Genomic DNA, 12,615 nt, shown 5'->3' with positions numbered 1-12,615 from the left:
AAAACTCGTTCTACGGAGAGATAATGAAGAAATTTGATGAGCTGTACGCAATTGCGACGAGAAAATCTCAATATGACCAAACCAACACTTGGTTTAAAGGCGTAGAGACTTATCTGGAGGCCATTGGCAAAGAAGTCGATGAAGTCCGTGAAGAGATTCGTGAGGATCGCCTTTGTCATTTGGAAGACGAGTTAGGCGATGTGTTGTGGAACTATCTTAATGTATTAAAAGCGTTGGAAAGAGAAAAGGGCATAGATCCTGAGAAAGTACTCGAAAGAGCCTGCACTAAATACGAGCAGCGTGTATCTGCGATTGAATCGGGACGCAGTTGGGATGAGGTTAAACAGCAGCAGAAACAAGCCTTGAACGCGGAACATGAAGCCGCGCAGTTAGAGACCATGAAGAGCCAATAACTGCGCGTGATATTATTTAAGATGCGGCGGAATGGGGAAGTCTGATCAATCCTTCGTGCTATTGACCAACAGTAGGTCACAAGGCGGTTGATCAAGTAACGTGTCTACAGTGCTGCCAGACCAAAATTGGGATGACATGCTTCGCTTACACGCGCCCATAATCAGAATTGCCGCTTGTGATTGCTTAACTACTTTTGGTAACGCCGTTTCAGGGTTTCCTTCTGGCAGCAGTAGTGGTACTCGTGTTAACTTTTGCGCAGTAATAAAGTCCGTAATGCCTGCTTTTTGGTTGCTCAAAATCTCTGCACGATAGCGAGATAGATAAGGCGCAACGTAGCGGCAGTAAACTAACGTCATTTTTCCGCTCAAGGTTTTTTCTAGCTTTGAGCCTCGCGATACGATGGCTTTATCTACGACTGACTTTGCATCTCCGCGATGAAGCGGATCTATCGCGCAAAGCATGTTGGCGTGAGAAGGCCATGAACGCTCACTTAATAGCAATAAATCACAATCGTTTTTTGCTAGCTCGGTGAGTAAGGTTTGAATGTCGTGCTTGTTAAAATGCCCCACGAGCAGTAAATCTGTGTCGTCGACAAGCCGTTTCGCGACTTGAACAATCCAATGACTCCCTTTGAAATGCTCGTAAGAGAGTGTTGGCGTTTCAACTTCCTCTTCTTCACAAAGTTCGATAACGAAGTCTTTAAATTTTGATGTCCAAGCTTCAAACTCAGCTTGTCTCTTTTCTATATGGTCAGAGTTGAAACTAAGGAAATGCGCGAACGCGTGATCTTCACTCCGGCGGTGATCTTCCACCAATACCACGATGGGTTGAGCCAGTGCTGTCGCAAACTGAATCACTTTACGAAGCACCTTACGACTTGGTAAGGCGGCTTGCTGAGTCAGAAAAAATACTGGTGCCATTGATTACTCCATTATCAAACGAGGCAAATGCGCCTAATGCACACTAAAAGTTTATACCATCCCCTTATGCAAAGACGTTCTGTTTCTGCGAGCAAAATATAAATTCCGCAATTGTGCGCGCCATTGCCTAGAATTTTAACATCAGGATCTCATGCCTTTAGGTAATAGACATCGTGTTGACACTAACGTGATGCCCAAGGAAATCGGTGACAATGATGATAGATTCCAGCCAATTACAAATTAATCGCAAAGTGCCTCATTTGCTTGCCGAGATCATTAAAGCGATAGAGTCGACCGAAGACCTCAGTTTTTTGAAAGACTATCAGGAAGCGCAAATCGCGAACATTTTGGAGTCGGTCAACATTGCTTATCGTAAACGCGTGATAGAAGCGGTGCCGCCAGAGAAGTACTGGACGGTATTAAATTTGCTGCGATACGACACTGCCAAGCACATTCATCAATCACTCAACAAAGAGCTGCAACATGAACGCTTAGCGTACATCACGGATTCGGAACTGATCATCTTTGCAGACTTTCTGCCGACTGAGTTTGTGGATGAGTACCTTATCGACCAAAGTGAAGAGTCGGTCGCGCACATTCAACAAGCGCTGTCGTATGAAGATAACAAAGTGGGGAGATATGCCGAGCCGAATTTTTTGGTCGCAAATCCTAAAAACAGCGTAGGAGGCATCAAAACCGAGTTGTTAAAACGTGGACAAAGCCCGGTGCGATTGATCATTGTGCGCGATGTCGGAGGCGTTATTGGGACGATAGAACCTCAAACCCTGTTGCTGCATGAGAACCATACCAAACTCACAGACTTGACCGTGGTCACGCCAATTCTGGAAGATATCCAAACGATTCAAAGCGTCAGTAAACAGGTCTCGATTGATGGTGGCGCGCATTGGTTTCCTATCATGGCTGGTGGCAAAATTATGGGTGTTTTGTCGATGGCGACCATCGCGATTACTTTGCGTGAACTCAGCTTACAAGCTGTAGTGGCAGAAAACGTACGAAGCGAAGAGGATTTGTTCACACCATTAACTGTGGCGACAAGGCTAAGAGCACTTTGGTTGGTGATTAACTTGCTGACCGCTTTTGTTGCCTCTGCCATCATTGGTATTTTTGATAATGTGGTCGAGCAAGTCGTTGCGCTTGCGATCTTAATGCCCGTCGTGGCGAGTATGGGCGGCATCGCAGGTAGCCAAACCTTAGCGGTGGCCATTCGGGGTATCGCATTGAACCACTTGCACCAAAGTAACTTGAAGCTATTGGTGAATAAGGAATTAAAAATCGCCACCATTAATGGCTTGATCATGGGATTAGTCATCGCGGGTGTCGTCTACATGGTGTTTGACTCTTGGCCATTGGCGCTTATTATCTGCTGCGCAATTTTTCTCAATAGTCTGGCGGCTGCGGCATCGGGTACGCTGATACCATTCACGTTGAAGAAGTTTAACATTGACCCTGCCGTGGCTGGCTCGGTAGTATTGACAACCGTTACCGATGTCGTCGGTTTCTTTGCGTTCTTAGGCTTAGGTGCCATCTTCTTGATATAGAAAGCCAATTGACGCGTTAACCTGATGATCCAATCTCTCCATTTCCCAACCCAATATTTTGGGCAAGTTTGATTCGCTCAAAATTCCTCCGTTTTTATAAACACTGAACACGCCGTTTAAGCTTTCATTTCATCAATATTTTTCACTGCTCATTTCTATCCCAAAACTTTCGACTGCCGATCTCGCTTAACGCTGGCGTGCCAAATGCCATGCCAATTTTCTTGGCTGTACACGCATTACTTCACTCAAACAAAAAATAAGGAAAAGATTTTGAACAAACTCATCGTATTCACTGGTGGTCCCGGTGCAGGAAAAACCTCGGTTATCGAACAACTAAAAACACAAGGCTTTATCTGCGCGCCAGAAACCGGTCGTCACGTGATACAAATGCAGGTTGCGAATCACGGTTCAGCATTACCTTGGAATGACAAACAAGCCTTTAGAGACGAAATGACAAAAGAAGAAGTGGGCAATTACCGAGCTTTCAATGTGCACCAAGCGGAGGTGTTTTTTGATCGCAGTATTGTGGACGTATATGGCTACAGCAAGTTGGAACAACTGCCAATCTCGCATGAGCTCATCACGCATTGCCAGACGCTTCGTTATCATCCTCAAGTATTCATTTTTCCACCGTGGGCATCGATATTCAGTAACGATGAAGAGCGAAAACAAGATTTTTCTGAAGCGGTCGCCACGTATCAACAGATGGTCGATGCATACCACAAGTTCGGTTATCAATTGATCGAAGTGCCCAAAATGTCAGTCGAAGACAGAGTGGCGTTTATTCTCGACTCAGTCATCGAATAAGGCAGACAGATGAATAATGCAAACAAATGCGTAAGGCGATTGTGACCACGACGACAATATGTGTAAAGGGAGTTATTTATACTGGATAAAATTCAATAACTTAATTGAGTATTATGTCTTTTAAATATCTTACCTTATTGCTCGCAACGACGAGCATGAACAGCTTTGCTGATGTGGACCTGCCTTCGGGGGATGATTGGTTAAACCATGTGACAAAGGGCCTAGCTCCATATTGGATGATGGAAAGTGCGCATGGGCAACCTGCGGGGAATTTTCCGACATTTCGTTGTGATAACGGTGTCATTCTCGACCCACAAAAGCCGTGTGAAGAATTAAACAAAGGGTGGATTAGCCCGCACTTCGATCGCGAATACACACGCATGAAATCGCGTCAAACTTACGCTTATGGCGTGCTTTTTCATCTTACGGGTGACAAACAAGCATTGGAGCTAGCCAAGAAAGGGGCTTATTACCTGATTGATCATCTACGAGATGAGAAAAACGGTGGCTTCGTGAGCTTTACGCGTAGTGGAAAACCGGGGATGGAGTGGCAACAGCGAACTTCTCAAGACCAAGCTTACGCCTTGGTGGGCTTGGCGATGTACTACTACTTGACGCAAGATCCAAAGGTTGAACAAGCACTTATCGACCAACAAGCGTTTATATTTAAACAATACCGACGAAGCGATGATCGCGGTCTGGTGTGGGTTTTGAAAGATGGTGATGGAGAAAGTGAGAAGCAGCAAGAGTTAGTCGCTCAACTTGACCAAATTAATGGCTACCTGTTGTTAACGGCGCGACTTTTACCAGAAACAGCGCAAGCCAAGTGGAAACAAGATCTGGAGTGGTTGACGCAAGTGATGCTAGATAACTACCACTCCGGCAAAGAGCAGCGTTTTTATGGCGCGATACACCACAAAGCGGTAATGATGCCAGATGCGAAGCACAATGATTTTGGACACACCATCAAAGCGTATTGGATGACGTATCTCACTGGTCAGTTGTTGGAGAATTCCAATTGGACAGAGTTTGGTTTCAAAGGAATGAAACATACGCTTAAACAAGCGCAATACCAGCAAAACTTTGAGCAAGTCAAAGCGTTCTTCTCGCCAGAATGGCAGAGTAAATGGACGCAAGAGAGCATTCCTGCTTGGCAATCAAGACCGCACAAACACTATAGCTCGTCTTGGGAATGGGCAGAACTCGATCAAGCGGCGATGACGGTTTCTCTTGTCGATGATTCGATGAAAGAAACGTTGCAATACACGTTACCCACCTTTATGGACGTGTGGGTGGATCATCAATACGGAGGTGTTGGTCTGAATCCTAAATCAACCAAAGCGTTCCATTGGGGAAATGGTTGCCACCAGTTTGAACATGCGTTGGTCGGGTATTTGTACGCGCAACAAATGGCAAAACAGCCCGCTAAGCTTTACTACGCGCGACCAGCCGAGAGTAAAATACCACTTAATCCATATTACTTTAACGCGGATATAAAAGCGCTTTCATCGCAAAGTGATGGAGTCACTACCGCAACGTTCACCAATATTCGACCATAACTTGGTCGATGGTGGTGTGGTGGTTAAAGTCTGCGTGCAAACTAACAAAACCCAATGGTAAACTGCGGGTCTGTTTTACATAGTATTTAAAGGTAATTTGATGAACCCGATTCTTGCGATGTTGAAAGAAAACAATATTAGCGACGAGCAAATCAACGAGCTATTTCAGGCGTTAACTCAAAACCCTCTGGCTGCAATGGCAACTATCAGCCAACTAGGTCTGCCACAAGATCAGCTTCAAGCGTTAATGGCGCAGGTAATGCAAAACCCTGTACTGATTAAAGAAGCAGTGGAAGAGCTGGGCCTAGACTTCTCCAAAGTAGTAGAAGCCAAAGCGAAGCTACAGCAGTAATCGAGTTTTCGATAAAAACAAAAGCCGCCAGAGCCAAATGGTTCTGGCGGCTTTTTTACATCAGATGAAAGGTACGCGACTCCAACGGGAAAACGAATAGGTTGAGCTTAACTTGGTGCTTGCATAAAAAATTAAGTGCGATTCTAGTCACGTCGCATGAACTCACGGGTGCTATTGGAAATAAATGAATTGTTTCTAATACATAGAACGTATTAACATGGTTGCACTAGGCCCATATGAGTAAATTCATTGAATATACAATTTGAGAGAGGGTTTAGTTTTAAAAAATAATAGTTAGTTGGAATCTAGGTTAAATGAAAATAAATATATTTAAAAAGCTACAAGTTGTATTTCTTGTGGTGTCAGCATCTTTAATGGTGGGGTGTTCGTCTATAGATGCGCATGCTGGTGGCGGATACGGAAAGCCGTTTTCAGGCACAGCGTTATCAGTCGCACGACAACCTTGCTATTTAAGATCTGATATTACTTCCATCGCGTTATACCCACTTTCATTGATTGACATCCCTTTGTCGTTAGCAACGGACGTTGTGTTTCTTCCTGTTGATTTAGTCATGGTAGCTACACCCACAACGAGTTATGGCGGTGTTGTTTCTCTAGGTTGTCCAAGCGGAAGCATGATCTAACACGCTTATTTTATTCAAATAAATGGAAGGAAATGAAAGTGGAATCGAAAAATAATTACTCAACAGAAAACAACGCTCCCTCGGTGCTCTTTGTAACGTCGCTTTTGTGTTTAGCATCAGTTTGTTTGGCCATACTGCTATTTATTATTGAGTACATTTCTGGAATGGAAATGAACGGTGTCGGCTTTCTTGGGACGTTAATACCAGCGATGAGTGTAGGATATTATTTTGGCTATAAAACAGGGAATATAATGCCTTCGACAACGAGATGGTATTCAGTGCTGCTTTGGAATTTATCGAGCTTAGTGGTGTTTTCTCTCATCTTAATGTTTTTGGGCATCTCTATATTTGAACTGATAGCGGAACTAGGCTGGTTCAGTATTATTATCGTTGTATTAACGTTAATAACCGTTTGTCTCGGGTACTTTATTTTCAAGAGTGGTGAAAAAATGGCGATTAAGGTTTTGCTAAAAGCGCAAAAGAGTGCGTAACTCACAAATAACGAACGCTTAAAGATAGATACGTAAAAAAGACGCCAGCCATATCGTGCTGGCGTTATTGTTTTCTCTTTCTTTTTGCCTCTTTGGTCTCAAGCAAAATCGAATGTTTTAGACGAAACGGTCTTTCCACGAAAACTCAACATGTTTATGTCTGCCGAAACGTGTGTATAATTCGCCGGAAATTACGATTTACAGATAACGAAAGGTAAGTATGGCAGTCCTCGAAATTCTCTCCATTCCAGACCCAAGACTTAAAGTAAAAGCAGAAAAAGTCACTGATGTATCGACAGTACAAACGTTGATCGACGATATGCTAGAAACACTTTACGCAACGGGCAATGGCATCGGTTTAGCTTCAACCCAAGTTGGTAGAAAAGAGGCGGTTGTTGTCATCGATATCTCTGACGAACGCAATGATCCTTTAATCTTAGTCAACCCAGAAGTTGTGAGCGGAGAAAACAAAGCGCTTGGTCAAGAAGGGTGCCTATCTGTTCCCGAATACTACGCCGATGTAGAGCGTTACACATCAGTTGTTGTGTCTGCATTGGACCGTGATGGTAACCCGATGACAATCGAGAGCGATGAGTTTTTAGCGATTGTGATGCAGCACGAAATCGACCACTTATCTGGTAACTTGTTCATTGATTATCTTTCACCGCTAAAGCAAAAAATGGCGATGAAAAAAGTGAAGAAGTACGTAAAAGCGCAAGCTAAGTAATATGAAAGGAAGTAACTCACAACCGCGAGTTGCTTCCTTTTAAATCAAGAATAAGTAGAGTGTTTTATCTCGCTTTGTGGGGGACATAACGCTTTACGACCTTCATAAGCCGCTGAAATGAAGAACAGTCCATATGTGACTCATGAGGGCAGGAAGCAACATGGTTTAGGCTGTCTCGAACCGCTTTCAAACGTTTTATTTGCTCATCAATTTCAAGCGCCTTTTTCGCCAGTAAGTCACGATCAATGTATGGTTTTGAACCTTCTGAGTGATTCAACATTTCTGCCATTTCGTTAAGTGATATTCCAGCGATACGCCCTAAACTAATTAAGTTGAGTTTATTGAGTACCTCTGGCAAATATTGACGTCTCAATCCATTCCTTCCTATCGAGCGAATTAACCCCAATTGTTCGTAGTATCTGAGCGTTGAGGTCGGCAATCCTGATTTTTTAACCACTTCTGCAATATCCATATTATTCCTCATTGACTTCAAGTTGGCTTTAAGTTGTAGCATGCAACTAAGACCTTAACAAATCAAAAACTTGAGGAGCGAAAAATGCTGTTTTTAACAGGATTACAAGCGGCGCTAATAGGGATTGGTGCGACTTTGATAATGGATTTATGGGCTTGGATACAAAGGAGAGTGTTTGGTATTCCCTCATTAAACTATGCATTGGTTGCGCGCTGGGTTTTGTACATGCCCAAAGGAAGGCTTATGCATGCGCCAATTATGGCAACAGACCCGATGTCGGGAGAAAAAGCACTCGGTTGGTTTTTGCACTATGCCATTGGTGTTGTTTTCGCTTTGGCTCACATTGCTGCTTTTGGGCATCATTGGTTGGTAGAGCCTAGTCTAGTGCCCGGCTTAGTCACTGGTGTGGTAACGTTGGTCTTCCCATTTTTTGTCATTCAACCTTGTCTAGGATTTGGTTTTGCTGCCAGTAAAACCCCAACACCTTGGAAAGCCCGTTTTCTTAGCACATTGGCGCATTTGGCTTACGGCTTGGGTTTATTCATAGCCGGGTTTGCAATCAAAGTGGCGAGCCAGTATTTTGCATAGGGAATATGAGCATCATGCAAACGAGTCTTTTTTGTTTTTATTTATGATGCTCAACTCTTGGTCGTTTTTGGCGCGTTACTCATAGTGGGCCGATATGTTTGAGGTCTGTCGTATTTATCCAAGACGTAAAGTCGGCGAACATTTAACATTGCCTTAACGCCAGAATGGCAAGCGGTTTTCCAAGAAAAATTAAAATTATCTGGTTTGACATAAAGAATATTAAGGGTTTCAGATGGCTTCAAAAGTGGCAGGGATATCAATACTGAGCTTATTGGCAGCGCCAGTTGCGATGGGAGAAACAGCCAGTGCTTATGATTTATGTTTGCTAGACAAAATTAAGCAAAGCAAAGGTGAGGAAACCATAAAGAGCATTCGCGCGCAGTGTGAGCTCGATGCAGTAACAAGTACAGTGCCCGCTGATCCAGAAATTGAAGAACCTGAGGAGCTTCAGGAAAGCTTGGTCGACAAGCGTTTGGAATCAGAACGAGAAAACGCCTTTGAACCATTTAGTTTGGTGGCGCATCGTGTTAACTACATCTTGCCGTTCACTTACAGTGATCGCGTAAATAAGCGTGCTTATGCGGACACTAAGTACGGAGATGAGTTGCGTAAGGAAGAAGCGGAGTTCCAAATTAGTTTTAAAGTGCCAATGAACTACGACGATTTGTTGTTTGATGGGGATGGTTTGTTCTTTGGTATGACGCTAAAGTCATTTTGGCAAGTGTACACAGGAGCAGCATCGCGTCCATTTCGTGAAACCAATTATCGTCCTGAGCTTTTTTATTATACCCCGACAGACTGGAAGCCACTTGATGGTTCGACTTGGTTAGGTTTTGGTATTGAACATGAGTCGAATGGGCAGAGACAAGAGTTATCGCGCAGTTGGAATCGTGTTTACGCCAACTTAACCTTTGCGAAAGACAATTTTGCGGTTTCTCTTCAACCGTGGTGGCGTATACCTGAGGATGAAAAAACATCTCCGAATGATCCTAAAGGTGATGATAACCCGGATATCGAAGATTACATGGGGCACTTTGAGCTATCGAGTGCGTACAAATGGAATGGTTATGAGTTTACCTTCTTAGGCCGCCAGAACTTCCAAACGCATAAAGGCTTTGCCGAATTAGGGGTGTCATTTCCGATCTGGGGCAAACTTCAGGGATACGCACAGTACTCGACGGGGTATGGTAAGAGCTTGATTGACTATGATCATAATCAGCAGCGTATTGGTGTTGGTATTGCGATCAACGGTGTTCTGTAGTTTTTCGGTAGCCCAATAGAAATAAACGCTGGCAATTGAGATTTCAGTATTTAGAATGCGTGGCTGAAATTGATTTCCAACCTAGAGTGATTTTATGCTTCGTGATTACACCTTCGATTGTCTTGTAACCATGCCTCGTCATGAACTGGAAGAGTTTAGTGCTCGCATGATCAGTAAAATGGTGCCTGAAGACGTGATGAATGAGCTATTTACTTTCGATCAAGAAGAAGTGGATAGCGAAGACCGTATGTTGTCTGCACGTCTTGATGCCATGTTACGCATGACAGCAATCGCACTGAGTGAAATTCAACAAGCGTTTGATGACTCAGACAATGCGAAGCAAAATAGCGAGCGAATGACGCGACTGGTTCTTTGGCATTTCTATGCGATTTCATTCCATTTGGAAGAGGCGATCACGTTAGAAACACACTGTGCACTAGTGGAAAAGCTACTCGAAAATACACCTTCGGATGTTTTTGATTGGGTAAAAACATTGACGGAACTTCTGCACACTTACGCTGAAATCAACGCGAAAGAAAACCCTCAAGACTAAGGTTTTTGTCGTTAATCGTTCAGTAAACAAGGCGAGCCATCCGGTTCGCCTTGTTTTATTTTTGCATCTGTAAAATCCGCAGTTTTGGACTTTTGACGTACACCACTATCCTCGCTTTAGGTTCGCTTCTCACTAGCGAATAGGGCGATTCCTTCTTACACTAAAACCAAAGTATTTGTTTTCGAACACTTTACTGCGTCATTAAGGTGTGTCTTCCAATCCACTTAAATACGGATAATTTATGTCGGAGAACGTTCTGGTTTTTAAATTTGAGCCTATTTTGAAGCGCATATGCCTTCTATCTCGGCTACATTTTCGTTGCGGGCGTAAATAATGGACCCGTTAACGCAAGGTTTACTGGGCGCTGCTTTGCCACAGTCTGCGAGTAACAAGCGGCACATTGTGGCAGCTGGCGTGTTAGGTGTGGTTTCAGGGATGGCGCCGGATTTGGACGTACTTATCCGTTCATCAACTGACCCATTGCTGTTTTTGGAATATCACCGACACTTTACCCATTCATTGTTGTTTATCCCTTTTGGCAGTTTTCTCTGTACTTTAGTGCTGTATCCGTTGTTTGCAAAAAGACGAGAGCTAAACTTTCAACAGAGTTGGTTTTATTGTGCCCTTGGTTCTAGCACCCATGCGCTGTTAGATGCTTGCACCAGCTATGGGACTCAGCTTTTTTGGCCGATAAGCAACACACGCTATGCCTGGAACACGATCTCGGTTATCGACCCCGCTTTCTCACTTCCTATTTTGATCCTGCTTTTCTTTGCCGCACTGAAGCGAAATCGAAGTTATGCGCGTATCGCATTTCTATGGTCTCTGGCTTATCTGACTCTTGGGGTTATTCAACGAGATAGAGCAGAAGCTGCCGGGTGGAAAATCGTCCAAGAGCGACAGCACAGTGCTGTGCAGCTAAAAGCAAAACCAACCTTCGGCAATCTTTTGGTCTGGAAAGTGATTTATGAAACGGAAGATAACTACTATGTGGATGCAGTAAGAGTGGGGCGCTCAATAAAAATCTATCCTGGTGAATCCACACCAAAGCTCAATGTGAAAACACAATTTCCATGGCTCGACCCGCAATCGCAACAAGCGAAAGATATTGAACGTTTCCGCTGGTTTTCAAATGGTTTTGTAGTGCAAGACCCGGATGACGAAATGCGAATTGTTGATGTGCGTTACTCCATCGTGCCAAACCAAATTAATGCGCTGTGGGGCATCAATCTATCCCCAAAAGCCAGCGCGGATGAACACGTCGAATACACTGCTCATCGGGGTAGTACAGCGGAAGACCGCCAAGCTTTTCTCAATATGCTTACAGATTTTGAGTGATGGTTTTACTTTGGATACCGATGCGGTGCCGTAATAACTATTACGCGGACTGAAAGTCCTTCACTAGGGTCGGCTTGCTGGCGAAGAAAATTTTGCCAAACAGGGACTTGTACTTCCAGCCAAGAGACAAAAGTCGTTTAGCTAAGTTCTTGTTTTCAATGATTGCAACCTCAACACCTTGGTAATGATATGGATGGCTTTTAATGTAGTCGATAAATGCAGTAAGCACACCTTGCCCGCGAACGGAGGGCGCAAAGTTGACTGCAACAATGGAAAAGCGCTGACTGCCAACAGGGCAACGGACAAAGCAGTGTCCAAGCGGATGAGTGATGGTCTCGGAAAACTCAGGAAACGCGCGAGACTCTAGTTCTTGAGAAAGCGCATCGTATTGCTGACATAAATGATAAAAAAGTTGTTTCGCTTCACTGTTCATCTCGGTGCCACTTACTTGTAACTTGGTTTAAAGGCATTGATTTAACGAACATTGTAACCATAGGCAGCAAGACAAAACGCGGTGAATTTTTACAGTGGTGATTTCCTATTTTTGAAACCTAACTTGTTACAAATGAAGTTGATTGGATTTTATATGGTACTTGGGGATGAGTGTTTCTAGTTGAAGGGAGAGTACGCTGGTTACTGGATTCTTACCGGAGTTCCTGTATTAAAACGAGAACCACTTGGTTTAATGCCGCTCGTTTAACTACGAGTGGCATCTTTTTGTATTTCGTTATCTTGTACAGCGGCGAAGGTGCGTGATATAGGATCTTCTATCCTAGCTCTTTATGGTCAAAATTGTCTCTTTAACCACTCCTCAGCACGTTGCTATTAGATTCCTAGTCTCGCCAAGGCTCGCTGGAATGACACAAAAACATCGTTAAGCTATTGGCATTAAATCACTTGGTCCGTTTTTGCTTATTCTTGAGGGCTTAA

General features: G+C 43.8%; 15 protein-coding genes. 12 read left to right on the top strand and 3 right to left on the bottom strand.

Features of this window, described 5'->3' with window-relative positions:
- Positions 1–23: 23 nt before the first annotated feature.
- A complete protein-coding gene (locus tag NL644_RS05030) occupies positions 24–413 on the top strand; it encodes a MazG nucleotide pyrophosphohydrolase domain-containing protein (protein WP_005395204.1) in 390 nt (129 codons plus the stop codon).
- Positions 414–458: 45 nt separating this feature from the next.
- On the opposite strand, the gene NL644_RS05025 is transcribed toward NL644_RS05030, so the two are convergent.
- Complete coding sequence (locus tag NL644_RS05025) at positions 459–1,334, bottom strand: universal stress protein (protein WP_253658094.1); 876 nt, start codon at positions 1,332–1,334, stop codon at positions 459–461.
- Between the two features lie 212 nt (positions 1,335–1,546).
- Between NL644_RS05025 and NL644_RS05020 the strand changes: the two genes are divergently transcribed.
- The 7 genes from NL644_RS05020 (at position 1,547) to def (ending at position 7,473) form a co-directional block, all read left to right on the top strand.
- Entirely contained in the window at positions 1,547–2,893 is a 1,347-nt protein-coding gene (locus NL644_RS05020) for a magnesium transporter (RefSeq protein WP_182018580.1), read from the top strand.
- A gap of 270 nt (positions 2,894–3,163) precedes the next feature.
- Positions 3,164–3,700: an AAA family ATPase gene (locus NL644_RS05015; protein ID WP_114323690.1), complete on the top strand. Its 537-nt coding sequence runs from the start codon at positions 3,164–3,166 to the stop codon at positions 3,698–3,700.
- Positions 3,701–3,813: 113 nt separating this feature from the next.
- The gene (locus NL644_RS05010) at positions 3,814–5,259 is read left to right on the top strand and encodes an AGE family epimerase/isomerase (RefSeq protein ID WP_253658093.1); all 1,446 of its coding nucleotides are present in this window, start codon (positions 3,814–3,816) and stop codon (positions 5,257–5,259) included.
- 100 nt (positions 5,260–5,359) lie between these two features.
- Complete coding sequence (locus NL644_RS05005; RefSeq protein ID WP_005395194.1) at positions 5,360–5,611, top strand: DUF2999 family protein; 252 nt, start codon at positions 5,360–5,362, stop codon at positions 5,609–5,611.
- A 314-nt stretch (positions 5,612–5,925) separates the two neighbouring features.
- Positions 5,926–6,255, top strand: a complete 330-nt coding sequence (locus NL644_RS05000; protein ID WP_080253353.1) for a YceK/YidQ family lipoprotein — start codon at positions 5,926–5,928, stop codon at positions 6,253–6,255.
- A 32-nt stretch (positions 6,256–6,287) separates the two neighbouring features.
- The gene (locus NL644_RS04995) at positions 6,288–6,746 is read left to right on the top strand and encodes an ABZJ_00895 family protein (protein WP_029817912.1); all 459 of its coding nucleotides are present in this window, start codon (positions 6,288–6,290) and stop codon (positions 6,744–6,746) included.
- A gap of 220 nt (positions 6,747–6,966) precedes the next feature.
- The gene (gene def / locus NL644_RS04990; RefSeq protein ID WP_006742287.1) at positions 6,967–7,473 is read left to right on the top strand and encodes a peptide deformylase; all 507 of its coding nucleotides are present in this window, start codon (positions 6,967–6,969) and stop codon (positions 7,471–7,473) included.
- A 64-nt stretch (positions 7,474–7,537) separates the two neighbouring features.
- Here def and NL644_RS04985 read toward each other — a convergent pair whose 3' ends face one another.
- Complete coding sequence (locus NL644_RS04985) at positions 7,538–7,945, bottom strand: helix-turn-helix domain-containing protein (RefSeq protein ID WP_031828249.1); 408 nt, start codon at positions 7,943–7,945, stop codon at positions 7,538–7,540.
- A gap of 84 nt (positions 7,946–8,029) precedes the next feature.
- Here NL644_RS04985 and NL644_RS04980 point away from each other — a divergent pair, with 84 nt between their 5' ends.
- The 4 genes from NL644_RS04980 (at position 8,030) to NL644_RS04965 (ending at position 11,685) form a co-directional block, all read left to right on the top strand.
- On the top strand, positions 8,030–8,533 hold the full coding sequence (locus NL644_RS04980; RefSeq protein WP_114323692.1) for a DUF2938 domain-containing protein: 504 nt from the start codon (positions 8,030–8,032) through the stop codon (positions 8,531–8,533).
- A gap of 232 nt (positions 8,534–8,765) precedes the next feature.
- Positions 8,766–9,794, top strand: a complete 1,029-nt coding sequence (locus NL644_RS04975) for a phospholipase A (RefSeq protein WP_006742284.1) — start codon at positions 8,766–8,768, stop codon at positions 9,792–9,794.
- A gap of 94 nt (positions 9,795–9,888) precedes the next feature.
- Positions 9,889–10,347 carry a hypothetical protein gene (locus NL644_RS04970; protein WP_005395188.1) on the top strand — a complete coding sequence of 153 codons (459 nt, stop codon included), beginning with the start codon at positions 9,889–9,891 and terminating at the stop codon, positions 10,345–10,347.
- A 333-nt stretch (positions 10,348–10,680) separates the two neighbouring features.
- A complete protein-coding gene (locus NL644_RS04965) occupies positions 10,681–11,685 on the top strand; it encodes a metal-dependent hydrolase (RefSeq protein ID WP_253658092.1) in 1,005 nt (334 codons plus the stop codon).
- Between the two features lie 40 nt (positions 11,686–11,725).
- Here the strand turns inward: NL644_RS04965 and NL644_RS04960 are convergent, their stop codons facing one another.
- Complete coding sequence (locus NL644_RS04960) at positions 11,726–12,118, bottom strand: hypothetical protein (RefSeq protein ID WP_253658091.1); 393 nt, start codon at positions 12,116–12,118, stop codon at positions 11,726–11,728.
- Between the last annotated feature and the right edge of the window lie 497 nt (positions 12,119–12,615).

The sequence above is a fragment of the Vibrio sp. Y10_XG_PY6 genome (assembly GCF_024181795.1).
In the GTDB taxonomy this organism is placed as follows: Bacteria; Pseudomonadota; Gammaproteobacteria; order Enterobacterales; family Vibrionaceae; genus Vibrio; species Vibrio diabolicus.
Note: the sequence above shows the minus strand (reverse complement) of the source record. Positions and strands in the feature narration are given on the sequence as shown.